The sequence below is a fragment of the Frankia nepalensis genome, from assembly GCF_016786325.1.
In the GTDB taxonomy this organism is placed as follows: domain Bacteria; phylum Actinomycetota; class Actinomycetes; order Frankiales; family Frankiaceae; genus Pseudofrankia; species Pseudofrankia nepalensis.
The window spans coordinates 43,527-67,281 of record NZ_JADWYU010000133.1 but is presented as its reverse complement, the minus strand read 5'-3'; the positions used below and the strand labels follow the sequence as shown (position 1 = coordinate 67,281).

Sequence of the window (23,755 nt, the reverse complement as noted above, 5' to 3'; positions counted from 1 at the left end):
AGCCTCGACCTCGGCGACGAGGGCTACGCCGCCGTCGAGGAGCTCCTCGGCCGCGCCGCCACGGCCAACCTCGTCCCCCCCCGCCCCCCCCCCCCCCCCGGGGCCCCCCCCCCGGGGGGCGCCCCGCCGAGCCATGTCCGACCCCGGCCCGGCCCGGCGGCGAGGACGCGGGATCCCTGAGAGCCGCGCCACAGCGGACGCGGCTACCCCCAAAAGGGGGATTTCTGCCGCTCGCTGGGGCCGCTCACCTGGTTTTCCGCGTTACGCTGATCACCGCCCAGGGGGTGGACCATCGCCGCTGAAAAGGTCACGTCGCCGCAGTACGACCGCTGGTCGGAGGAACGACGCTCAGGCATCGAGATCGCCGACGGGCGCGTCGTCACCGCCGCCGTCGCCTCCACCCGACGCCGGCGAGCGGCGCGGCTCATGGCCAACGCCCTGGACCTCGCCGGCGGGCCGGACTGGAACGCGGACGTCGCCGTCGAGGTAAGGCTGACCGACGCGCCGTTGACGATCCGCCGCCCCGACGTCGTCGTCTACCGCGCCGACGCGCTCGACGCCACCCCGATGCACGCCGAGCACGTGCTGTGCGTCGTCGAACTGGTCTCCCGCGGCTCCCAGGCCACCGGACGGATCGTCGGGGTCCACCGCTACGCCCAGGCCGGCATCGGTCACTACTGGCGCGTCGAGTGGTCGGCGACCGGGATCCCCATCGCCTGCACGTATGTCCTCGACCCCGCGTCGAAGGTCTACCGGGAGCACGCCGTCTGCGCCGGTGTCGTTCACGTCACCGAGCCGTTCCCCGTGACGATCAACCTGACCCAGCTGACGTGACGCGACGGCCCGCTCCGGCGGGCACGGAATCCAGAAAATGATCAAGGCCCGGCCCGAAGATCCACCCATGTGAGCGAATCCCCTGGTCAGGCCCCTGATCAGGAGCGGAGGCTCGGGGATTTGAACCCCGGAGGGGGTTAATGCCCCCAACCGCATTAGCAGTGCGGCGCCATAGACCGGACTAGGCGAAGCCTCCCCGCGTTGCTCGTCAAGCATAGCGTCTCGGACGGAGGGTGTGACGGGAGGGCGCCGGCCTCCCGGGCGCGAGCCGGCGAGCGGCGCGGCCGTCAAGAGGCCGGGCGATGGGGGGGTGCCCAGCCCGGCCGGTTCCTGGTCGGCCCGGTCGTAGCGTGCGCGGGCGTGCGACTGATGCTGACCGTGGTCGGCCCGGTTCGTGGGGCCGGCGCGGACGTTCTGGTGGAGGCCGACGACGAGACGCCCGTCCGGGAGATCGGGCGCGCGCTGGTCGCCAGCCTGCGCTCGGGCGCGAGCGCCACGGCCCCCGAGCGTCCCGGCCCCGGCCCCGGCCCCGGCCCCGTCGGGGGCGGGGAGCCGGGGGTGGTGTTCGTCCACGGCCGGCCGGTGGACGGCGGGGAGAGCCTGCGGGCGTCGCCGCTGGTCGACGGCCTGGTGATCGGCCTGGGGTCGGCGGGCGGGTGTCCGCCGGCGGGCGAGCCGGTCGGCCTGGTCGAGGCGCGGATCGTCAGCGGGCCGGGCGCGGGGGTGGTGCACCGGCTCGGCCCCGGCGAGTTCCCGGTCGGGCGCGGCCAGGACTGCGCCGTGGCGCTGGCGGACCCGGCGGTCACCGGCCCGGCGTGCACGCTCGTCGTCGGGGCGGACGGTTCGTGCGCCGTGGTGCCGGCGAGCGTCGGCGACGGGTTCGCCGAGGTGCTCCTCGACGGGGTGCCGCTGCCCGCCGCCGGCCGGGTGCTGCTGGCGCCGTCCACCGCGGGCGAGCCCCACGGCGGCGGCCGCGACGGCGACCCGGGCGGCTCGCGCGCCGACGGCGGCGAGGACCCGCCGAGGCTGGCGGTCGGGGCGGTGCTGATGACCGTCACCGTCGCCCGTGAACCGGACCTGGCGACCCGGCCGGCGGCGGACGGCCACCGCCTCGACGTGAACCGGCCGCCGCGGCTCCCGCCGGCCCGCCCGGCCGCCCGCTACCGGCTGCCGCCCGAGCCGGCCGCGCCCGAGCGGCGGCCGGTGCCGGTGCTGATGGCGCTGCTCCCGGCGGCGGGCGCCGGAGCGCTGGCCTTGTTCCTGCACACGTACTACCTCCTGCTGTTCGCGCTGCTCGGGCCGCTGAGCCTGCTCGGCTCGCATGCCAGCGGCGGCCGGCAGGCCCGGCTGGCCCACCGCCGGGCCGTCGCCGAGCATCACCGCGAGGTCGCCGGCGTCGAGCGCGCGGCCGAGGCGGGCCTGGCGCGGGAATGCGCCGCGCGGCGCGCCGAGGCGCCGGACCCCGCGCTGGTGCTGCTGACGGCGGTCGGGCCGCGCCGGCGGCTGTGGGAACGCCGCCGCGCCGACCCCGACTACCTGCGCCTGCGGCTCGGGACCGCCGACCTGCCCAGCGAGCTGACGCTGCACGACCCGGCGGCGCCGGAGGACGAGCGCGAACGGCGCCGGACGGCGCCGGACGTGCCCGTCACGGTCGCGCTGGCGGAGCGCGGCGTGCTCGGGATCGCGGGCCGGGGCGAGTGGGCGCGCGTCGTCGGCTGCTGGCTGCTCGCCCAGGCGGCCGTCCTGCACAGCCCTCGGGACCTGGTCGTCTATCTGCTGACCTGGCCCGACGGCGCGGGGGCGTGGGACTGGGCGCGCTGGCTGCCGCACGCCCGGCCGGCGGATGACGAGGCCGTCGCGCTGGTCGGCGCGGACGACGCCAGCCGGGCACGCCGGATCGGCGAGCTGGTCGCGCTGGTCGGCGCTCGGATGGCGAGCCGGGGTGGCCATCCGGCGGCCACCCCGGGCCGGTCGTCCTGGCCGTCGGCCCGGCTGGCCGGGGAGCCCGACGTGCTGGTCGTTCTCGATGGCGCCCGGGCGTTGCGCGCGCTGCCCGGGGTGGTCTCGGTGCTGCGCGACGGGCCGGCCGTCGGGGTGTACGCCGTCTGCCTGGACCGCGACGCGCTGCTGTTGCCGGCCGAGTGCCAGGCGGTGGCCGAGCAGGCGCCGAACGGGCTGCGGCTGCGCCAGGCCGGCGGCCGGGCCGTCGACGACGTCCGTCCCGACCTGGTCGACACGGCCACGGCGCTGGACCCGGCAGGGCGGGCGCTGGACGGGTCGGTGACCGCCACCGGCGCGGCGGCGTGGTGCGGTCGAGTGGCGCGGGCGCTCGCCGCGTTGCGCGACGTCGGCGGCGACGAGGAGGAGGTGACGCTGCCGGCGCGGGCCAGGCTGCTCGACGTGCTCGAGCTGGAGCGGCCGACGGCGGCGGCGGTCGCGGCCCGCTGGGCGGCCGTTCCCGGCGGAAGCACGTCCTTCACGGTCGGGGTCGGTCTGGATGGGCCGTTCACACTGGACCTGCGCCGCGACGGGCCGCACGGTTTGATCGCCGGCACGACGGGCTCCGGCAAGTCGGAGCTGCTGCAGTCGATCGTCGCCGCGCTCGCCGTGGCCAACCGGCCGGACGCGCTGACGTTCGTCCTGGTCGATTACAAGGGCGGCAGCGCGTTCGCTGAGTGCGTCGACCTGCCGCACTGTGTGGGCCTGGTGACCGACCTCGACGGCCAGCTCGTGGCGCGGGCCCTGGCGTCGCTGGACGCCGAGCTGCGCCGCCGGGAGCGGATGCTGGCCGGGGCGGGAGCGAAGGACCTCGAGGACTACGTGCGCCTGAGGGCCCCCGCCGGGGCGGATGGGCCGGCGGGACGGCCCTGGCTGCCGGGTGTGCCGGACCCGCCCTCGCCGCCGCCGCTGCCGCGCCTGGTGATCGTGATCGACGAGTTCGCGTCGCTGGCCCGGGAGCTGCCGGAGTTCGTGTCCGGCCTGGTGAACATCGCGCAGCGCGGCCGGTCGCTGGGGATCCACCTGCTGCTGGCGACCCAACGGCCGGGCGGGGTCGTCTCCCCGGAGATCAGGGCGAACGCGAACCTGCGGATCGCGTTGCGGATGACCGACGCGGGCGAGAGCGTGGACGTCCTCGACGCGCCGGACGCGGCGCGGATCTCCCGGTCGACGCCGGGCCGGGCGTTCGCGCGGCTGGGGCATGCCTCGCTCGCGCCGTTCCAGGCGGCCCGGGTCGGCGGCCGGCGCCCGCCACCGGAGGCAGCGATGCCGGGCGGACCGGTCGAGGCGCCGTGGGTGGTCGGGCTGCCATGGCGGGCGCTGGGCGCGCCGGCTCCCCGCCGGCCGCGGCCGAGCGCCGACGAGGGCGCGGGCACCGACCTGCGGCTGCTCGTCGAGCGCGTCCGGGCCGCGGCCGTCCTGGTGGGGGTGCCGAGGCAGCGCGGGCCGTGGCTGCCGCCGCTGCCGTCGCTGATCACGGTGGATGCCCTGCCCGACGTGGGCGCCCTGCCCGACGTGGGCGCCCTGCCCGACGTGGGCGCCCTGCCCGACGTGGGCGCCCTGCCCGACGTGGGCGGCCCGCGCCGCGCGGACGCGCCGCGGGCCCGCCTGGCGCCGGTGGCGATCGGGCTGTCGGACCTTCCCGGGGAGCAGGACCAGCGGCCGTGCCTGGTCGACCTGGAGGCCGGCGGGCACCTGTTGATCGTCGGCTCGGCGCGGTCCGGGCGCTCGACGGTGCTGCGGACGTTCGCGGGGGCGCTCGCGGCACGCGTCCGCGTGCGCGACGCGCACCTGTTCGGCCTGGACTGCGGCAACAACGCGCTGCTGGCGCTCACGGCGCTGCCACACACCGGGGCCGTGGTCGGGGCGGACTCCCCCGACCGGGTGGAGCGGCTGTTCGGCCGGCTGCGGGCGGAGGTCGCGGCGCGGCGGGAGGCGCTCGCCGAACGTGGCTACGCAGACCTGGCCGAGCAGCGGGCGGCCGAGCCGGACGCGGCGCTGCCATACCTGGTGCTGCTGCTCGACCGGTACGAGGGATTCCTGTCGGCCTTCGAGGGCGTCGACGGCGGCCGGCTCGTCGACGAGCTGTCGGTGCTGCTGCGCGAGGGGCCGGCGGCCGGCCTGCGGGTGCTGGTCACCACGGACGGCCGCGGCCTCACCGGCCGGCTGGCCGCGGTGATCGAGGACCGCCTGGTGCTGCGGCTCGCGGACCGCGCCGACTACGTGCTCGCCGGCCTGCCCGGATCGGCGGCGCGGGAGGGGCTGCCGCCCGGCCGCGGGTTCCGGACGGTCGACGAGGCCGCCGGCACCGGCGAGCGCCGGGGGGCCGGTGCCGCCGTCGCGGTCGAGACGCAGGTGGCGCTGCTCGACCCGGAGCCGTCGGGCCGGGCGCAGGTGGCCGCGCTCGCCCGGCTGGGCGCGGCCGCGGCGGCCCGTGACGCGGTGCCGCCCGGGCCGGCGACCGGTCCCCGTCTCGACGCGTGGACGCCGATGCGGGTCGACGCGCCGCCGGCCCGGATCACCCTGACCGAGGCGCTGGCGCTCGGCCAGGCGGCGGGAATGACGCTCGGCCCGGCGGCGGGGATGGCACCCGGGACGGCCGCTCGGGCGCCGCTGGTCGCCCTGGTCGGGGTGGGCGGGGACGAGCTGGGGCCGCTGACGGTGGACCTGGCCGAGGACGGCCCGGGCTTCGTCGTCGCCGGGCCGCCCCGGTCCGGGCGCAGCACCGCGCTGCTCACCATGGCGTTGACCCTGCTGGCGGGTGGGACCCCGCTGGTTCTTGTCACCCCCCGGCCCTCACCGCTGCGCGGGCTCGCGGGCACTGACGGGGTGCTCGGCCCGCTCGACGCCACCGCGAGCCCGGCCGAGCTGACCCGGCTGCTGGCGGCCGCGGGCCGGGGCGGCGCGGGGCCGGCGGTGACGCTGATGGTCGACGACGCCGAGCTGCTGGTCGACAGCCCGCTCGCGGAGCCGATCGGGGCGTTCCTGCGGGCCGCCCGGGACGCGCGGGCCGCGCTGGTCGCCGCGGCCACGACGGAGGACCTGCACACCCAGTTCCGCGGCTTCCTCGTCGAGGCCCGCCGGGGCCGCGGCGGGCTTCTGCTGTGGCCGGCGGGGCCGGCCGACGGCGAGCTGTTCGGGAGACGGCTGTCCCGCGCGGCCGCCGGCCTGGCCCCGCCCGGGCGCGGCCAGCTCTACCGGCGGGGCACGCCGACGCTCCTCCAGGTCCCGCACCCCGCCGGTGTCCCGCCGGGGGGTCACACCCCCGCATGACGGCCAGTCATGACTGACCTACGCTCGCCCCGCGATCGGCGCCCACCCTCCCGGAACAGCCGCCGAGCCGCGTTCCCGAATGTCCCCGCGACCGCCGAGGAGCGGCCCCATGAGAACGGTGACGACCCCCGCGGCACAGGCGGCGGCCCGCGGCCTCGCCGACGAGCTGCCCGGCCTCACCACGACCACGGCCGACCTTCGCCAGCACGGCGGCACGCTCGCGGATCCCCGCTACTGGGAGGGGCCGAAGGCCCAGGCGTTCCGCGCCCAGGTGTGGCCGGATGTCGAGGCCGCCCTGACAACCCTGGGGACCAGTCTCGACGAGCTGGCGAGGTCCGTCGCCGAGGTCAACCGCCGGATCGCCGACGCGGGCACCTGAGCAGGCGTTCCCACTCACGGCCCAGGCCGCCGGCCGGTCCCCGTTCAGCCATCCTTACTGGAGAAGCCATGTCCACGTCGGATCTCACGGTTCGCGGAACGCCGGAGGCGGTCGCCGCCGTCGCCGGGCTCGGTGCCCTCGTCAACGGGCCGCTGCTGCGCAACTTCGACAACTTGCGACGATTTGCCCGGGTGCTCACCGACGCCGAGAACTGGGACGGCCGCGCCGCGACCGAGTTCCGTTCCTCGGTCTGGCCGTCCTATGAGCGTGCCCTGACTGACCTTTCCACCCAGCTTGACCGACTGCGGGTCCGGCTCGGCGAGATCCAGAACGACATCCAGAACGCGGGCTGAGCCCCATGACGGGGCCCTTTGCCACCGAGCGGCCAGACACGGGCCCTCGCCGACCAGTGTCGGCCATGGCCGGGACAGACGGCCAGATGCCGCGCATCCTCTTGTTGGGACATACCGGAACGACGCACAGTGATCAGAGGGCGGGAGGAGGGTCACGGGTGGCCGGCGGGGGCGCGAACAGGCGAGCCGGCGGCCGGCATGCTCGGCCTGCCGGCGCACCGGGCCACCGAGGCGAGCCCGGCCACGAGGACCTTCCCCGTCGGCGGCCCGCTCCCGGCCTCGCGGACCGGGCGGCTCGGCGGGACCGATCCGTTCCGGCGCGGCGGCGCGCCGAGCCGCCGACGACGGCGACAGCGGCCGAGGACGCCGCGGCGACGACCACCCTGCTGAGCGGAGCGGACCCACTCGCCGCCGAGCGCGCCTGGGCCTGGCTGGCCCGGCCCGACGGCTCGGCCGGCCCGGCCCGGGTGGCACGGCCGGCGCCGGCCGGCGACGGCGAGCGGTGGCGGGCGCTCGGCGCGGCGCTGGTCCTGTTGGCGATCGTGGGCGGGGTGCCCGCGGTGCTCCTCCGGCTCGTCGGCCCGCCGGTCCCCGGCGGGCTCGGCGCCGCCGATCTGGTCGCCGTCCTGTCGCTGGTGGTCTGGCTGGCCTGGGCCCACTTCGTTGGCTGCGTCGTCGCCGAGTGGCGAGGGTGGCCGGCCGACGCGACGCGGCGGGTCCCGTTCGGCGACCGGCCCCGGGCACTCGCCCGCGGGCTGGTCGCCGCGACGCTGCTGGCGTCCGGGGCGGCGGTCCTCGCCGGGCCCGCCGCCACCACGGACGCGGACGCCCCGTCCCTGGCCGTCGCCCCCGTGGCCCCCATGGGCCAGATCCCGGTCGACGGCGGTGACCGCCGAGGCCTTTCGGGCGCGTGGGCGAGCGAGGACGCGGCGGTGATGGCGGGCGCGACGGACGCCGCCGGGCGCCGCGAGATCGCGGGGACGTCGCTGCTCGCCGCCGGGCTGCTGGCCGCGCTGGCCGCGCGGTCCCCGCGGGCACGGTCGCGACGGCTCTCGCGGGCGCGTGACGAGCTCCGGCTGGCGGCCGACGTCGACGCGGCCGTGTTCCTCGACCGGGCGACCCGTCTGCTGTCCGCCTGGCTGTCCGCCCAGGGCCGGCCGTTGCCGCCGGTGTACGCGGCGACGCTCGCCGACGACGCGCTGGTGCTGCACATGGCGCCGGCCCCGTCCGAGCCGCCGCCGGGCACCTGGCACAGGGGCGGAGCGCCCGGCACCTGGCGGATCGAGCGCTCCGCCGGATCACCGGACACGCCGGCCGGCCTGGATCCGGCGCTTCTCGTGGACACCCCGGCCCCGTTTCCGGGGCTCGCGACCGTGGGGCACGACGACGGCGGGGCCTGGATCCTGGTCGACGTCGAAGGGGCTCCGGGCCCCATCGCGATCGAAGGCAGCCCACGGCTCGCCCGCGAGATCGCGGTCTCGATCGCCGTCGAGCTCGCCACCAACCAGTGGTCGGACGACCTGCGGGTCTACCTGGTCGGGTTCGCGGACGACCCGTCGCCGATCGCGCCTGGCCGGCTGCGCGCGGTCTCGACCGTCGGGGAGGTCCTGGACGAGCTGGCCGTCCGCGAGGACTGGCGGACGCGGTCCGGCACGGTGGGCGACGCCTGGAACCCCGCCGAGGCGGGCCGGGTGCTCCGTGGCCGGCAGCAGGCCAGGACCCGGGCGCTGTGGGCCCCGGACCTGCTCGTCCTGGCCAGCCCACCCGACGAGGCCGACGCGGCGCGGCTGGCCCGGTACGCGCGTGGGCGGGACCGGGCGGTCGGGGTGCTGGTCGCGGGCGGGACGGCGGCGGCGCGCTGGGTCTTCACCGCCGGCGAGGGTGGCCAGCTCTCGCTGGGCGTGCTCGGTCTCGAGGTCACGGCCCGGCGGCTGCCAGCCACCGAGTACGCGACGGTCATCGAGCTGTTCCGCTCCCTCGACGACCCGCTCGGCGGGCCACCCGATGCCGCCGACGCACCCACGCCCTCGCCCGGGCGGCTCCCCGCGGCCATCCCGCCCGGCGGTCCGGCGCGGACCGGGTTCTCCCCTCCCACCGGCGCCAACCCGCCTCCCACCGGCACCGGCCCGCGGACCTTTCCCGGCACGTTCCTGCCTGTGATTCCGGAGCCGCTCCCACCCGCGGTGCCCGCGAGGCGTCCGCCGGGCGGGCCCGTCGCGCCCAGCCCCGGCCGTCACGAGGCCGACCCGCGGACACCACCCGGCGCGGCGGCAGGTACCCAACCCAGCTCGGACCGCCCGGCGGAACCACCGCCGACCAGGTTCCCGGCGCCCGGTCCCCCGTCCGGCGGCCGGCCGTTGTCGGTCCTGGTGCCCATCGCGCGCGACACGACACCGCCGCCCGGCGGTGGGCAGCCACCGCGCTCCCCCGCTCCGCCGGAGCCGCCCCGCCCAGGACCGGCACCCACGGGACCCGTCTCCCCCATCCAGCTCCCCTACGCCATGCCCGCCGTCCCGCCGGCGGAGGCTCAGCGCCCCCCAGAGACCCAGCGCCCCACCGCCCCGCCGGCGGGCGCCCAGCCTCCCACCAAGACCCAGCGCCCCACCGAGACCCAGCGCCCCACCGACGCTCAGAACCCCGCGAACGCCCAGCACCGCCCGGCCACCCAGCAGCCGACTGGCCGTGTCCCGGCGACGGGCCATGTCCCGACGCCACGACACGTCTCGCCGGACGCCCCGCCGGTGGCCGGCTCCGGGACACGAACCGGCGCGGAACGCCCCACGGGTGGGGCCGGAGACCGGGTGGACGGCGCGGCCGGCCCCGCGGGACCGCCGGACGAGGCCGACCCAGGCGCCGTGGAGGCACGGATACTGGGCAGGCCCACGGTGAGTGCCCCCGGCCCGGTGGCCGTCGACCAGATCGAGGCCCTGACGGAGCTCGTCGTCTATCTGGCGCTGCACCCGGATGGCGTCTCGACGCGGGCGCTGGCCGCGGCCCTGTGGCCTCAGGGGATGTCCGAGCAGGGCGTCGCCGACGCGATCGGCCACGCACGCGGATGGCTCGGCGCCGACCCGACCGGCCGTCCCCGGCTGTCGGCCGACGCCGACGGGCGGCTGCGGCTCGGCCCCGATGTCGGGTGCGACTGGACGCGGTTTCACGCCCACGCCTGCCAGGCCCAGGCGGCGACGACGGGCGACGGCGACAGGCCGCCCGCCCGGGCCGCCGAGGAGCTGGCGGCGGCGCTGCGCCTGGTCACCGGCCCTGTCGCCGAGGACCTGCCGGCCGGCCGGTACGGCTGGCTGCATTCCATCGGGATCGCGACCCACGTGCGCTCAGCGGTCGTCGACGTCGCGCACCGGCTGGCCACGCTCAGCCTGCGGTCGGGCGACACGGTGACGGCCATGGCCGCGTGCCGGACCGGGTTGCGCGCTGTGCCGGCCGCCGAGGTGCTGTGGCGGGACCTGCTGCGCACCGTCGCCACCCGTGGTGACCGCAACACCCTCACCGCCGTCGCGACCGAGATGTACCGCGCGCTTCCACCCGCGACGGTGCCTCGCCCCGGTGCCCGTCCGTCCGGCCGACGTCACTCGGGTCCGGCGGCGGAGCCGGAGACGACCGCGCTCGTCCAGGCCCTCCTGCCCGGCTACCGCCACCGCGACCGCCGCTGACGAGGGCGGGGCGGCGACCCGGCCCTCGCCGGTCCCCGCCGCCCCCGGCTTCGCCCGTCCTCACCCTTCCCCAGCACGAGGCGCGTCGACGGCCGAGCCGACGCCAGACGGTTCGACGCCAGACGGCTTGACGCCAGGCGGCTTGGCGCCATGAAGCTCCGCGCCAAGAGGCTCGACAACGGGCAGCTCAGCCGGCACGGGTGCCGCCCGCTGGTCGTCTCCCGCGGCCAGGGCAGGCGCCAGCAGCACGATCACGGCCAGCAGCCCGATCACGACGATCATCGCGCCGCGCAGCCCGACCAGCTCGGACAGGCCGCCGATCAGCGCCGGCCCGCTCAGCCAGCCGACGTAGCCGAGAGTGGCGAACGCGGCGACGGACGCGCCCGTGCGCGTCCCGACCCGGACAGCGGCCGAGACGCCGACCGGGAAGACGCAGGCCGTGCCGGCCCCGAGAGCCGCGAAGCCGACGACGCCGGTGAGAGTTCCGGCCGCGGTGGCGCCGGTCGCCAGCGCCAGCGCGAACAGGCAGGCCGCCGCGCCAGCCAGGGCGCGGACCAGACGGTCCGGCCCGAAGCGCAGCGTCGCCCGGTCGCCGACGATCCGGGTCAGCAGCATGCAGCCGTTGAAGACGGCATACCCGACGCCGGAGACGCCGGCGGCGGCGCCGGTCACGTCCTCCAGGTAGAGGGCGCTCCAGTCGGCGGCGACGCCCTCGCACAGCATGGTGGCGAACGCCATCGCGCACAGCGCCACCAGCGCCCGAGGCATCCGGCCGCGCCGCGGCCGGAACCGACGAACGCGACGGCGCGCCTCCGGCAGACCCACCCGGCCCGGCCGCCGCGGCGCCGCGGGCTCGGCGGTCGCCCGTCCCCGCTGTGGGGCGACGCCACGGGCGGCCGGCTCGGGCGGAAGCATGGCCCCCGTCGCCGGGAACATCGCCACCAGGCAGAACGCGCCGACGACGCCGAACTGGGCGGCAAGCGGCACGTCGAGCCCGGCGCCGGCCGACCCGACGCCGGCCCCGGCGAGCGCCCCGGCCGCCCAGGCGGCATGGGCAGTGGTCATGATCGGCCGGCCGTACCGGCGCTCGACCGTGGCGATCTGGGCGTTCAGCCCCACGTCCAGGGCGCTGCCAGCCGCGCCCCACAGCGCGAGCACGGCGAACAGCTCCGCGACGTCACCCGCGAACGCGACCAGCACACCGACCGAGCAGGTGAGCACGAGCATGACCCGGACGACGGCCCGGCTGCCGAACCGGTCGAGAAGCATCCCGGTGAGCCACATCGTCGCGACAGCGCCGAGCGGCGCGCCCAGCAGCGCCACCCCGAGCTCGCCGTCGCTGACGCCCAGCTCCTGCTTGACCCCCGGGATCCGCGGCGCCCACGAGCCGACCAGCAGCCCGAGCAGCACCATCGAGATCATGCACGCCACCCGCGCGCGCCGCGGCGGCCCGCCCAGGTGGTCAGGCCCGGCACCGGTCACCGAGGATCCCCCTACCGTCGATCGGGCCAGTCCCACGGCGACTCCCCGCCCCCGACGGCCGCTCGGCCGTGGGCGGCGACCTTCAGCATCCGTCAACCGGCGCGGCGCCGACGGCTCGTCTCGTGGACGGATCCTGATTACCGGAGGCGGGCGTCGACCGGCGGTCGAACGGCCTGAGAAAGATCCGCGAGAAGGACCAGGTCGGTCGTCGGCGGGCCGAAAGCGGATTCCGGCACGATGGGAGCCGTGCATCCCACGACGGCATCTCACGCGGGCGGCTACCCGTCCGGTGACCCAGCTGGACTGATCGGCACCGCGGACCTGCTCGCCAGCGGTTCGAACGCCGGCGACGGCCGTCCCGCCGCGCGGGTCGGCGAGGTGGCGCTGACCAGGGGCGAGCTGTGGGCCGCCGCCGGCGCGGTCGCCGACGAGGTCGCCGGCGCCCGGGCCGTCGCCGTCCACGGCGAAGCGACCATCCAGACCGTGGTGGCCGTCGTCGGCTGCCTGCTCGCCGGCGTCCCGGTGGTGCCGATGCCGGCGGACGCCGGCCCGCGGGAGCGCGCGCACATCCTCACCGACTCGAAGGCCGAGCTGTGGCTGGGCGACCTGCCCGCGGCCCCGGCCGGAAACACGGCCCCGTCCGGAAACACGGCCCCGTCCGGAAACACGGCCCCGTCCGGAGACATTGCCCCGTCCGGAAACGCGGCGCGGGTCGGACAGCCTCCGACCGGCCACGGCGGCCACGGCGCGGCCAGGCTGAGGTTGGAGCTGGGGCTGCCCGGTGGGCCCAGGCTGCCGGTGGTGCCGGTCGATCTCGCCCGCGCGTCGTCACGGTCGCATCCCGAGCCGGACCCGACTTCCACCGCAATGATCATGTACACGTCCGGGACAACCGGTGCGCCAAAGGGCGTCGTGCTCTCACGCCGCGCCATCGCCGCCTGCCTGGACGCGCTCGCCGATGCCTGGGCATGGACCCCGGACGACGTGCTCGTCCACGGGCTGCCGCTCTTCCATGTGCATGGCCTCGTGCTCGGGGTGCTCGGCGCGCTGCGGGTCGGCAGCCCACTCGTGCACACCGGCCGGCCCCGTCCCGATGCCTACGCGGCTGCCGCCGAGCGGCACGGCGGAAGCCTGTTCTTCGGAGTGCCGACGGTCTGGTCGCGGGTGTGTGACGATCCGTCGGCCGCGGCGGCGCTCGGCGGGGCCCGGCTGCTGGTCTCCGGCAGCGCGCCGCTCCCGGTCCCGGTCGCGCGGCGCTTGGAGGGCCTCACCGGCCTCGTGCCCGTCGAACGGTACGGGATGACGGAAAGCCTGATCACCGTCGCCGTGCGGGCGGACGGCGAGCGCAGGCCCGGCTGGGTCGGTCTGGCGCTGCCCACCGTCGAGACCCGGCTGCGCCCGATCAGCGACTCCGACGACGCCGAGGCTGGAGCCAGTGCCGGGGCTGGGGCCGGCGCCGGGACCGATGCCGGCGCTGGGGCGAATGCCGGCGCCGGCGCCGGGCACCCCGAGGGCGGCCAGGACGGCGTCCACGTGCCCCGTGACGGCGAGTCGATCGGCGAGTTGCAGGTCCGCGGCGCGACCCTGTTCGACGGCTACCTGGGCCTGGCGGAGGCGACGGCGGCCAGTTGGACACCCGACGGCTGGTTCCGGACCGGTGACGCGGCGGTCATCGACGCGCACGGCTGGCACCGGATCGTCGGCCGTACCTCGGTCGACCTGATCAAGAGCGGGGGTTACCGGATCGGCGCCGGCGAGGTCGAGGCCGCGCTGCTCGCTCATCCGGCGATCGCCGAGGCCGCCGTCGTCGGGGTGGCCGACGCGGACCTGGGGCAGCGCATCGTCGCCTATGTGGTCGGTGACGGCACGGCGCCGGTCGATCCGGGTGCCGTGTCCGCGTTCGTCGCCGAACAGTTGTCCGTGCACAAGCGACCGCGTGAGGTCCGCGTCGTCGAGACACTCCCCCGCAATGCGATGGGAAAGGTTCAGAAGAAGCTGCTCGCCGGTTCCTGACCCGACGACGTCTCCGTGGGTCTACGGTAAAAATGTGATCAAGGACACCGCCGCGGCGATCCAGGTCGCGATCGAGGCGCTGGTCGCCGAGTATCGGATGGCCGAGCAGCGGTACGCAAAGGCGGAGCAGGCGGTCAGCGACGCCGCCTGGGACCGGGCCAGGATCGCCGCGTCCATGCACCGCCTCGTCGGCCGTGGCCCGGCCGCCGCGGCGCTGAGGATCAACCCGAACCGCCTCGCCAACCTCGTGACCGACGCGCGCAGGGGCGCCGCCAAGCGCGGCCTGACCGAGCCGTCGCCGCGCGTCGACTGATCGCGAGCAACGGGCCCGCGTCGCAATGGGCTCGTGCCGCAGCGGGCTCGCGCCGCATCGGGCCGGCGCCGCTGCTGGGCCGGGTAAGCGGCGCACACACTGGAGGCGTGCGTCTGCTGCTGCTCGCCGACACCCATGTGCCCGCGCGGGCCCGTGACCTGCCCCATGAGGTATGGGACGCGGTGGACGACGCCGACGTGGTGATTCACGCGGGCGACTGGATCAGTCTCGACCTGGTCGACCGTTTGTCCGCCCGAGCCGCCCGGCTGGTGGCCTGCTGGGGCAACAACGACGGCGCGCCGATCCGAGCGGCGCTCCCCGAGATCGCCCGGACGACGCTCGCCGGTCTGCGTTTCGTGGTCGTCCACGAGACCGGCCCCTCAGCGGGCCGGGACCGCCGCATGGCCGCCGCCCACCCCGACGCGGACGTCCTCGTCTTCGGCCACTCCCACATCCCCTGGGACTCGACCGTCCTCAGATCATCAACCCGCCAGGCCGCCGGTGGCGGTCGCCAGATCAGCGGCGGTCGCCAGATCAATGGCCATCGCGAGGCAGACTCCGTCCCGGCCAGCGGCGCCTTCGGACCGGACGACACTCCAACCCGTCCGCTGCGGCTGCTGAACCCCGGCTCACCCACCGACCGCCGCCGCCAGCCGACCTGCACCTACCTCACCGCGACCATCGCCGACGGGTCCCTGACCGGCGTCGAACTCCACCACCTGATGCCCCGGGCGGTACTGGGACGAATCCGGCGTTGACGGCCCGCTCAGCCGCCGATCGCGATCTCGGACGGCCGCCGGCCTGGAGCAAACACCCCGCAGATCCCGGTTCGATCGCACCCCTGTCCGTGCTGTAGGCTGCAACCTGTCAGCCGCGAGAGCGGATGACGCCAGCCAGATGCGCTCGTAGCTCAACGGATAGAGCATTTGACTACGGATCAAAAGGTTGGGGGTTCGAGTCCCTCCGAGCGCGCGCGAGGCGGATCACCTTGGTCGCTTCCCTTCGGGAAGCTCCCCCAGGCCCGCGAGTATTGCCCCGGGGCCGAGCCCCGGACCCCACGACCTGGGGTTTCGCACCACCTGGCAGTCACCTGAGGTCGCGGGTGACGCCCCACAGATGTCTGGTTGAGACAGGTTCAGGGCCCCGCAGCCGCCGACGGGTGGCGCGGGGCTCTGGGCTTTTGACAGGCAAGTTGACAGGCTAGCGGCTGTCAGCCCTCCTCCGCGCTGATGTCCGGAGCGTCCGGATCGTCATCCTGGCCGTCACTGTCGCCATCGTCCGCCGTGTCGAACCAGGCATCGAGCTTGGCTGCGGCATCACGGCTGACGTCCTCGACCATGTCCACGTAGATGTCCATCGTGGTCGAGAGCATCGTGTGGCCGAGCATGGCCTGAATCTGCTTCCAGTCCACGCCGAGCGCGTAGGCCATCGTCGCCGCGGTGTGCCGGAGCGCATGCGGGCCGAGGTGACGCAGGCCCGCCGACTTGCTCAGCTCCGTCAGGTGCGTGTTCAACGCGCGCGGTTCCTGGTGACGGCCGACGGTGTTCGGGAAAATTAGGCCGTTCTCCTTCCAGCGCTTACCGGCCGCCTGCCGTTCGGCCGCGAGATGGCGTCGGTGCGCGTTCAGGACCTCGATGCACTTCCCGGGTAGCGCGATCGTGCGTTGTCCGGCGCGGCTCTTCGTCGGGCCGACAATCAGCCCTTGGACGCCACGGACGCGAGTTACCTGGAGTTCGACGCGTAGCGTTCCGGCCGCCTGGTCGAAGTCGCGCCAGCGCAGCGCGAGGACCTCACCGCGCCGGAGGCCAACCATCGCGAGCAGGACATACACGGCGTAGAAGCGGGTCGGCTTGGCCGCCGCGAGCAGTCGGAGCCCGTCGTCGCGGTTGAGCGCCGCGACCTGACGCCGCGGTGTGCGCGCCTTGGGGACCCGGACCGTCTTCGCGACGTTGCGCGACGCCTTTTCCGTGATGACCGCTTCGTCGAGCGCCTGCGAGATGACCGTACGCAGCGTGCGCATGGTCGACGTGCTGTAGCCGGCCGCCGCCTTCGCGTTCAGGAAGCGCTGAACGTCTTCGTGCTTGAGGTCGACGACGCGGATCTTCCCGAGGCCGGGCCGGACGTGATTCTTGACCATGTCCTGGTAGTTCGACTTCGTCGATGCCGCCCGCTCGGACGGCGTGACCACCTCATCGAGCCAGTACGTCAGGAAGTCGCCGAACCGGGCGCGCCGGTCGAGGTTCGCGATCCCGTCGGCGTGAGCCTGCCGCGCCTCCCGCTGGGCTTCGATCGCTTCCTCTTGCGTCTTGAAGTAGCGCGGCACCTTCTTGCGCCGGCCGTTCACGATGCCGTAGTCGATCTCGACCACCCAGCGCTTCCGGTCCTCGCGCCAGTACACCGAGCCCTCGCCGTGCGCACGCCGGTTCCGCCGCGCCCGCCCGCTCGAGGTCTGATCAGCGCCAGTGCTGGCCGCCGCGTCCTGATCGGTCACGTCGTCGTCTCCGTCGCCGGGGCGTGCCTTCCGCGCGGCCATCACGCCACGCCCGGCAGGTTGCCGGTGGGTTCGTGCGCGACTTCGGCCAGCGCGAGCCCGCGGCGGGCGGTTGCACGGGTGTATTGGTCGACTCTGTCGCCGGCGACGGCCTCCGCGACGGCGGCCAGGACCCCGATGGCATATGCCTCGCGATAGGTGACGCGGTAGCACGCCAGTTCCGCGCGCGCCGCGTCGAGTTCGGCCGCGGTGAGGCCAGCATCGGTCTCACTGAAATAGGACGAAGTAGGGCTGTGCCCGGGCATGGTCCGGTCAACTCCTTGCCAGATGAGAACGGAACGGGGCCGCTGGGCGTGGGTGTCGTCGCCGGGCAGCGGTGGGGTTCCTGTTCTCTGGCGCGGAGAGGGTCCGTCGGGGGTCCGGCCGCCTCCAGGGCGCGCTTCGCGCGTCGCTACGCGATCGACCTTCGGCCGACCCTGGACCCGTCCGAACCCCCGACGGCGTAAGGCGCCACCAGAGAACAGGGAAAAGAAATGGGGGGGCGGGGAGTACCGCCGTGGTCTAGTTGGCCGCCGCGCCAGCCGGGACCAGCGGGGAATCCGGCGCGGGCAGGACGCCGTCGAACTCCGGCGGCCCTGCCGGGTTGTGCCGGAAGACGAGAACCACGTCGAGGTCACCGAAGTGCTCGGTAAAGATCGCGCCGGGCGGCAACGCCGCGAGGGCCGCCACCAGGTCGATGGCGTCCGCGCCAGGCCGGATCGTCAGCTCCCGGTCACCGTCGCGGCGAGTGTGGATCGTGACCAGCGCCGGGCCGGTTTCGGGGGTGCGCCACGGGGTGGCGTCGTCGAACGAGAAGATGCCCACAGGGCTTCACTCCTTGTTGCTGCAAGGGTGGGGTCTCAGGTCCCGGCTGGGTGTTGGCGCACCCGCCGGGACCGCCTATCGCTCAGGCACTTGACGGTTGCCTAGTGCCTTGGTGTCGAGTGTGGATGACGGACTAGGCAACCGTCAAGTACGGTGTCGCCGTGCATCACCTCATGGGAGCCGCCGAGATCGGGAAACGGCTCGGCGTGAGCCGGCAACGCGTCAGCCAGATCGCCAGCGGTGACCCGACGTTCCCGAAGCCGGTCGCCGACCTCGCCGCCGGCCGGATCTGGCACACGGAGGATGTAGAGCGCTGGATTGCCGAGCACCGTCCCGACCTCGGACCAGCCGACGCCGAGTAGCCACCGGCACCGGAGGCCCACGCGCCTGCTCGCACATCGCCGGATTCATGCCACCGCGCCGTTCTGCTCGCCGCGGAGCCGTTCGATGTAGGCGACGAGCGCCGCGTGTGGGATGCGCCGCGCCCGCCCGATCAGCACCGACTCCAGGTCACCAACCGCGAGAAGTTCGTAGACGGTGGAGCGGCCCAGGCCGAGCAGTTCGGCCGCCTCAGCCGGAGTGAGAAGGAGCTTGGTCACGGTCCCCTCCTTGGCGCGGGATCACGTCGGGTAGGCGGTTCAGGCGACGGACGGCAGGTCTCCAGACGGCGGTCCGACGGCGGTAGGGGCCGCGAGCTGTGCGCGCCAGCGCTGCCGATTCGCGATCGCATGCAAGATCAGGTACTCGCGGCGAGGCGCGTCCGGGTCGCCGGGCCGCACCAACTCCCAAGCCACACGCGCCGCGCCGGCCGAGTCCGGATCAGCGCCGGACGCCTGAGCCGCCGGGCTGTTCGAGTCCGGTCGCTGGCCGAGGGCTTCGAGCTGGGCGCGGACGAAGTCGACCCGGTCCGCCTTGTGGTCCCCAAGCGTCTTGCCGGACCACTTGCGGGAGACCAGGACCCGGCGCCCGCCGAAGCCAAGCGTCTCGCGTCGATGCGCCTTGCCCTTGCACCGGCCAGGCACGAGGCCAGGCCGGGGGTTCTTCGGGGTGATCCCGTGTAGAAGCCAGTTCGCGCAGGTAGGCGAGCACGGTTCGTAGCGCAGCGCCGCCGCCAACCGGTCCACGTGCGCCCGCTGGCGGTCTGTCTCGACCCCGTGGCAGCCGTCTAGGGACTTCGTGAGGTACTTGGTGAGGTAGCCGATCAGCTTGCCGACGGTCGCGTTGTTCGCGGTGACGCCGTCCGCGCGGATCTGCGGCCCGAACCGCACGACATGCGCCGGTTCGTCGTCCGGTCCGATCGCGTCGAGCGCCTCATCCCACGAGACCAGCTCCGCCCCGGTCGTCGGATCGACGTAGCCGCCGGCCTGCTCGTCCCACCCCGGCAGACCCGGACCGTCGGACGGGTAGACCGGCTGGTCGGTCGCCGGCCACCAGACCTGGTGGTAGGTCGCGGCCGCGACCTGGCGCAGGACGATGCGGGGGACGGTTCCGCGGAACGCGGCATGCAGGTGCGGCGCGAGTCGTCGCTGTGGCTCCAGGGCGGCGAAGTACTGGACCTCCCAGCCCACGGCGCGGCGCAGGTTCTGCCAGAAGCGGTCGATGAGCTTGGGGAAGTGGATCGCGTCGCGGGCCGCCCGCCGGTAGTCGTAGGCGTCCGGGTCGACCGGCGTGCCGTCGGTCAGGACCCGTCCGTACGAGTCGCAGGTGAGCGTGAGGAACATCGAGGGCCGCCAGGCCGTGCCGTCCGCCGCCACGTACGTCCGGCCAACCGTGCGCTTGTCGACCGGCAGCCGGGGCAGGTCGGGCGCATCCTGACGCCGCCGCGTCGAGCGGGTCCGTCGAGGCCGTTCCCGGTTGTCCGGCGCGGCCTTGCCTCGCACGCCGAGTTCAGCGAGGGCTTCGTCGACCTGCCCGATCAGCCCGTCTGCCTCGGCGACCCCGTCGGCGTCGCCGGCCTGTTCCGATTCGGTGCGGGCTTGTTCGAGGTCGGCGCGTAGCCGGCCGAGTTCCTTGGCTTCGTCCGAGGGCGGGTCGGGTTCGGGCAGCGGTTCGTCGTCGAGGTGCCAGCCGGCTTTGCACTGTGCCATTCGCAGTCGCCGCGCCCGCTCCGCGCACGGTGGGCACTTGCTGGCGAGCGTCGCGCCGCACGGCGCTGGAACGATGGTCGTCTCGCCGGTGGCCAGGTCGACGCGGCGCAGCGCGACCGGCCGCACGCACACGCCTTCCTCGACCGCGACCGCCTCCACGACCTGCCGGGCCAGCGGCATCCGCATCCGATCCAGCCGGGAACCGGGCCGCAGTTCCTGCTCACCGGCCACAGGTTCGACCGGGCCGAGGTCGGCGCCGCCCTGGCCCTGGTCCATGTCGGTCATCGGTGGTCCCAGGGGTTGCCGTACTCGGTGAGGTCGGGCACCCAGCCGCCCGGACGAGAACCGCGCCGCCAGGCCCACCGAGCCCGGGGCCGCGTGGTGCGCCGCCGGCGCCGAGCCGGGACAGGGAGTGCGTCGATGTGGTCGAAGCCGCGCAGCCGCAAGAGTTCGACGAGTTCCTGCGTAACGGTCGGCGCGGGCAGCGCGGGCGGGTCGCCGACCGGTTCGGCGGTGGGGATGCCGTAGCGGTCGACGGTGCGGCGGATCTCGTCGTCGTCGGGCCAGCAGGCCCGGACCCGGAGCGGTTCCGCGGCGCCGTCCTCGGTGACGTAGCCGGTTCCCTGCTGGCCGGTGGGGATGTCCTCGCAGCGGGCGCCCTTGTCGTGGGCGCCGTCGCCGAGGACGAGGTCGACCTGTTCGGCTTCCACCAGGCGCAGCGCGACCCGGACCGGGAACAGGTCCCGAAACGGGAGCGTCTCCTTGCGCGGGTCCTGCACCGCCGCGACCACGACCACCCCGGGCGCGCGGCCCTGGGAAAGCAGCAGCGGCAGCGACGCGGACAGCCGCCGCTTGAGATCCCTGTCAGTCACGTACGCGGTAAGTGCGGCGATCTCGTCGACGACCACGACAATCAGCGGTTCATCGCGGGTGGGCCGGTGTAGCCGGGCCACCCCGCGCAGCGCGTCTGCCCGTGCCCGCATCCGGCTGACGGCGTCGTCGAGCAGGTCCGCGATGGCCGGCAGGTCATAGGCGAACCGGGCAAACAGCGGCGATCCCGCGGCCAGTTCCATCCCGCCCTTGGGGTCGCACACCCACAGCTCGACGAGGCCATCCCGGACGGCCGGGCCGAGTTCACGGATCAGCGACCACAGCACCGACCCCTTACCCGACCCGGTGGCACCGGCGACCAGGACATGCGAGCCCCGCAGCGGCAGCAGCCACGGACGGCCGTCCTCGCGTCGACCGACGGCCAGGTTCTCGAGACCGCCGCCGGGGACATCCGGCCCGTCGACCGGGTATGGCGCCACCGGCTGGGCCAGCGGGTCGCGGCGGTAGAAGTCCACCCACACGAACCCGACCCGGCCCGAGCGAACCCGGCACGCCCGTGCCCGGTAGACGTGGCGCAGTGCCTCGGCCTGCTCCGCCCAGGTCTCCGGGGTGTGGCCGGGCAGGAGTTCGACCCACAGCGAGTCGAGCGTCCGCGAGGCCCGGATGGTGCGGATGCGCGGGAAGTACTCGTCGAACGTCACCTGCTCGGCGTTCGACGCCGGGATGCGGATCGCCAGGCCACAATGCACCGTCGCCGCCCGCCACCGCCGCCGATAGACGAAGGCGAGCCGGACCCGGCCCCACGCCCACCAGGCCGCCCGGTCAAACGAGCACCGATGCACCAGCCGCCACACGACCGCGACCAGCACGACCACGCCCGCCAGCAGGCCGAAGCCGAGCAGACCCGTGGACCGGTAGAACGCCGTCCCGATGACCAGCGTCGCGACAGCGAACGGGTGGCGGACGGCCAGGCGTACGAGCCGGCCGAGCAGCCGGGCCACCAGGCCCACGACCAGCACCCACAAAGGGACCTGGATCTTGTCGTACCGCGCCGGCAGCGACGGAAGACGACGATCCCCGTTGATTCTCGGCATGACAGACCACCCGTTTCACGGCACGGCAAAGCCAAGGGACAGAAAGGCTGGAAGAAAGAGCGGGCAGGTCCCGGAGCGCCAACCGCTATCCGGGCGACGCCCCGGGAAACCCGCGAGAAAACGCGCTCAGGCCGCGCGCAAGGCCCGGGAACGGCCCGCCGAACGCGGAGCCGAATCCGATGTGGACGCCGAGCCATCCGCCGTGGCGTAATCCGACGCCGAGCCGGCCGGGCCGTCCGTGGTGGTGGTGAACCTCTGGCAGTCCTCGGCGAACCGAGTGACCGCGTCCGCGAGTTCCCGCGCGAACCGCATCGCCGACGTGTCGAGGTCGGTCTTGGACATCACGATCGTGACGGTGACGTCCCCGGTGGTCAGGGTCAGGATCGGGGAACGGTCCGGGTAGGTGTAGAGGTGGACCGACGCCCCACCGCACACCGCCAGATGAGCTGACAGCCGCGTCATCTCCGTTACTGGCCGCCTGCTCACGCCGCCGCCTGGCCGCGTCGCGTGGGCAGCGCCGAGACCGGCCGCAGGCCCGAGGCCCGCAGCGCGAACATCTGCTTCGGCCGTGCCCCGTTCGAGTCCACCCACGGAATCACCTGCAAGCCGACCAGCTCCACCGGCCGAAACGGCGTGCCCGGGATCGGGTCCGGCGGGACCGGCGCGGTCTGAGCCGCGATCTTGACCTTCAGTTCCGCGGTCCGCGCGGTCGGGTCCGCGTCCATCACCCGTACCGCCCAGATCCGAAGGCCGGTCTCCTTGTCGAGCTCCTGCGGGTCCGGCGCGCCCGACCGCATCTTCTCGAAGTCGTTCGACGGCTCCACACCCAGCACGTAGGCACCGTTCGGGAACACATCCACGAACGCCACCGGAATCCTACGAGGAATCGCCATCGTTGCACCTCCACTACCCGCATCCGGGCCATCCGGACACTTCGGGGATGGGTCAACAATGCGCCGCTCGCCGAGCGCTCGCCAACCTGTTATACGCCTGTGTATGACGTCAATGTATAAACCGCGATGTTGTTTGCTTCCACGCCAAACATCGATTTTGCTTAGCAGCATGGGGACGACGGACAGCACACCAGCCCGGCCACACACCGCCCACGGACCAGCCGACGGCGAGGAGTGGCCCGCGGTCGCCGACGCGCTCAACCGGCGCATGGCCGCCCGCCGCATCGGACAGCAGGAGCTCGCCGACGTCTCTGGGGTGTCCGTATCCACCGTGCGCGCCATCCAGCGGGGCGCGACCCATCGCCGCGTCCAGAACGCCACCCTGACCGCGCTCTGCCGCGCCCTCGACTGGCCCGACGACCACCTGTTGCGCGTCTTGCTCGCCGAGCCGCCCGCCGACGCCCCCACGACGGCCGAGCTGACCGCGCAGATCCTCGCCGCCGTCCTGCGCATCGAGAGTCACGTCGAGGCCATCGCCCGCCACTTCACCCCGGCGTAGGCGACCAGAAACGCCGAAAGGCCGGACCCGCGGACGTGTGCCCGCCAGGTCCGGCCCGTCAGCCGTTCGGAGTCGGTGCCCTACGACGCCACCGGCGCGCCCTGCCAGCCGGGCCGTAGGACAGGCATCCCGGTCAGCGCGCGGCGCATCGCGGCGAGAGCGTCCGCCTGCCCGGCCGCGAACGCTGTCCGTTCCGCCGAGGTCATGAACCGCTCTCCAGGGGACAGCCCGTCAGGACCGGTCGGGCCGACGAGCATTCCGCCGTGTTCGACGACCTGGTCCACCAGCGTGCCGAGCAGCTCCCGCCGCGACGGTGCCTGTTCCGCCGGCCGGTAGACGAGCACCAGGTCCACATCGCCGAACGACTCAATGAACTCCAGCCCTGCCGGAAGCCGGGCGATCTGGTCGTACAGCTCCGCCAGGTCCGAACCCGACCCGACCACAAGTGCCCAGTCGTCGCCCGTCCATGGCGTGGCCGTGACGCCGGCCGACGAGCCCCGCCGCCCGGACTGCTCGGTGTCCTCTGCCGACGGACCGGGCCCGCCGCCCTCTGCCGCGTCGTCCGCGAGGTCCTTCCCCATCTGCCGCCCTCCGTTTTGCTCGCGCAGGTCAGACCCGCCACG

General features: G+C 74.8%; 20 protein-coding genes and 2 tRNA genes. 11 read left to right on the top strand and 11 right to left on the bottom strand.

Going from position 1 to position 23,755, the window contains the following annotated elements; genetic code table 11:
* The first annotated feature begins 291 nt into the window (after positions 1-291).
* On the top strand, positions 292-834 hold the full coding sequence (locus I6A81_RS18390; RefSeq protein ID WP_203000294.1) for a Uma2 family endonuclease: 543 nt from the start codon (positions 292-294) through the stop codon (positions 832-834).
* 105 nt (positions 835-939) lie between these two features.
* On the opposite strand, the gene I6A81_RS18385 is transcribed toward I6A81_RS18390, so the two are convergent.
* Positions 940-1,030 (bottom strand) — tRNA-Ser (locus I6A81_RS18385).
* A gap of 173 nt (positions 1,031-1,203) precedes the next feature.
* Between I6A81_RS18385 and I6A81_RS18380 the strand changes: the two genes are divergently transcribed.
* The 4 genes from I6A81_RS18380 to I6A81_RS45630 all read left to right on the top strand — a co-directional run bounded on the left by I6A81_RS18380 (position 1,204) and on the right by I6A81_RS45630 (position 10,505).
* Complete coding sequence (locus tag I6A81_RS18380) at positions 1,204-6,105, top strand: FtsK/SpoIIIE domain-containing protein (protein ID WP_238428323.1); 4,902 nt, start codon at positions 1,204-1,206, stop codon at positions 6,103-6,105.
* 109 nt (positions 6,106-6,214) lie between these two features.
* On the top strand, positions 6,215-6,484 hold the full coding sequence (locus I6A81_RS18375; protein ID WP_203000214.1) for a pyrophosphorylase: 270 nt from the start codon (positions 6,215-6,217) through the stop codon (positions 6,482-6,484).
* Between the two features lie 68 nt (positions 6,485-6,552).
* Positions 6,553-6,837 carry a hypothetical protein gene (locus I6A81_RS18370; protein WP_203000216.1) on the top strand — a complete coding sequence of 95 codons (285 nt, stop codon included), beginning with the start codon at positions 6,553-6,555 and terminating at the stop codon, positions 6,835-6,837.
* 158 nt (positions 6,838-6,995) lie between these two features.
* Positions 6,996-10,505, top strand: coding sequence for a BTAD domain-containing putative transcriptional regulator (locus I6A81_RS45630; RefSeq protein ID WP_307874741.1), 3,510 nt, complete (start codon positions 6,996-6,998; stop codon positions 10,503-10,505).
* A 60-nt stretch (positions 10,506-10,565) separates the two neighbouring features.
* Here I6A81_RS45630 and I6A81_RS18360 read toward each other — a convergent pair whose 3' ends face one another.
* Positions 10,566-11,987, bottom strand: coding sequence for an MFS transporter (locus I6A81_RS18360; protein ID WP_307874740.1), 1,422 nt, complete (start codon positions 11,985-11,987; stop codon positions 10,566-10,568).
* A gap of 321 nt (positions 11,988-12,308) precedes the next feature.
* Between I6A81_RS18360 and I6A81_RS18355 the strand changes: the two genes are divergently transcribed.
* The 4 genes from I6A81_RS18355 (at position 12,309) to I6A81_RS18340 (ending at position 15,285) form a co-directional block, all read left to right on the top strand.
* Positions 12,309-14,000 (top strand): acyl-CoA synthetase, encoded by a 1,692-nt coding sequence (locus I6A81_RS18355; protein WP_407661325.1) that lies wholly within the window; start codon positions 12,309-12,311, stop codon positions 13,998-14,000.
* 34 nt (positions 14,001-14,034) lie between these two features.
* Positions 14,035-14,313: a hypothetical protein gene (locus I6A81_RS18350; RefSeq protein ID WP_203000222.1), complete on the top strand. Its 279-nt coding sequence runs from the start codon at positions 14,035-14,037 to the stop codon at positions 14,311-14,313.
* A 107-nt stretch (positions 14,314-14,420) separates the two neighbouring features.
* Complete coding sequence (locus I6A81_RS18345) at positions 14,421-15,071, top strand: metallophosphoesterase family protein (RefSeq protein WP_203000224.1); 651 nt, start codon at positions 14,421-14,423, stop codon at positions 15,069-15,071.
* Between the two features lie 141 nt (positions 15,072-15,212).
* Positions 15,213-15,285 (top strand) — tRNA-Arg (locus I6A81_RS18340).
* 238 nt (positions 15,286-15,523) lie between these two features.
* On the opposite strand, the gene I6A81_RS18335 is transcribed toward I6A81_RS18340, so the two are convergent.
* The 3 genes from I6A81_RS18335 to I6A81_RS18325 form a co-directional block, all read right to left on the bottom strand.
* Positions 15,524-16,804 carry a tyrosine-type recombinase/integrase gene (locus I6A81_RS18335; protein WP_307874738.1) on the bottom strand — a complete coding sequence of 427 codons (1,281 nt, stop codon included), beginning with the start codon at positions 16,802-16,804 and terminating at the stop codon, positions 15,524-15,526.
* A gap of 41 nt (positions 16,805-16,845) precedes the next feature.
* Positions 16,846-17,109 (bottom strand): hypothetical protein, encoded by a 264-nt coding sequence (locus I6A81_RS18330; protein ID WP_203000228.1) that lies wholly within the window; start codon positions 17,107-17,109, stop codon positions 16,846-16,848.
* A 256-nt stretch (positions 17,110-17,365) separates the two neighbouring features.
* Complete coding sequence (locus tag I6A81_RS18325; protein WP_203000230.1) at positions 17,366-17,668, bottom strand: hypothetical protein; 303 nt, start codon at positions 17,666-17,668, stop codon at positions 17,366-17,368.
* Between the two features lie 173 nt (positions 17,669-17,841).
* Here I6A81_RS18325 and I6A81_RS18320 point away from each other — a divergent pair, with 173 nt between their 5' ends.
* Complete coding sequence (locus I6A81_RS18320; RefSeq protein WP_203000296.1) at positions 17,842-18,030, top strand: helix-turn-helix transcriptional regulator; 189 nt, start codon at positions 17,842-17,844, stop codon at positions 18,028-18,030.
* A 45-nt stretch (positions 18,031-18,075) separates the two neighbouring features.
* On the opposite strand, the gene I6A81_RS18315 is transcribed toward I6A81_RS18320, so the two are convergent.
* The 5 genes from I6A81_RS18315 to I6A81_RS18295 form a co-directional block, all read right to left on the bottom strand.
* Positions 18,076-18,267 carry a helix-turn-helix domain-containing protein gene (locus I6A81_RS18315; protein ID WP_203000232.1) on the bottom strand — a complete coding sequence of 64 codons (192 nt, stop codon included), beginning with the start codon at positions 18,265-18,267 and terminating at the stop codon, positions 18,076-18,078.
* A 39-nt stretch (positions 18,268-18,306) separates the two neighbouring features.
* The gene (locus I6A81_RS18310; protein ID WP_407661324.1) at positions 18,307-20,040 is read right to left on the bottom strand and encodes a replication initiator; all 1,734 of its coding nucleotides are present in this window, start codon (positions 20,038-20,040) and stop codon (positions 18,307-18,309) included.
* Entirely contained in the window at positions 20,037-21,680 is a 1,644-nt protein-coding gene (locus tag I6A81_RS18305; protein ID WP_203000235.1) for an FtsK/SpoIIIE domain-containing protein, read from the bottom strand. The genes I6A81_RS18310 and I6A81_RS18305 overlap by 4 nt, the downstream gene beginning before the upstream one ends.
* Positions 21,681-21,806: 126 nt before the next feature.
* On the bottom strand, positions 21,807-22,142 hold the full coding sequence (locus I6A81_RS18300) for a hypothetical protein (protein WP_203000237.1): 336 nt from the start codon (positions 22,140-22,142) through the stop codon (positions 21,807-21,809).
* A gap of 20 nt (positions 22,143-22,162) precedes the next feature.
* On the bottom strand, positions 22,163-22,573 hold the full coding sequence (locus tag I6A81_RS18295; RefSeq protein WP_203000239.1) for a plasmid replication, integration and excision activator: 411 nt from the start codon (positions 22,571-22,573) through the stop codon (positions 22,163-22,165).
* Between the two features lie 169 nt (positions 22,574-22,742).
* On the opposite strand from I6A81_RS18295, the gene I6A81_RS18290 reads away from it, so the two are divergent.
* Positions 22,743-23,132, top strand: coding sequence for a helix-turn-helix domain-containing protein (locus tag I6A81_RS18290; RefSeq protein WP_203000241.1), 390 nt, complete (start codon positions 22,743-22,745; stop codon positions 23,130-23,132).
* An 80-nt stretch (positions 23,133-23,212) separates the two neighbouring features.
* Here the strand turns inward: I6A81_RS18290 and I6A81_RS18285 are convergent, their stop codons facing one another.
* Complete coding sequence (locus I6A81_RS18285) at positions 23,213-23,713, bottom strand: hypothetical protein (RefSeq protein ID WP_203000243.1); 501 nt, start codon at positions 23,711-23,713, stop codon at positions 23,213-23,215.
* Between the last annotated feature and the right edge of the window lie 42 nt (positions 23,714-23,755).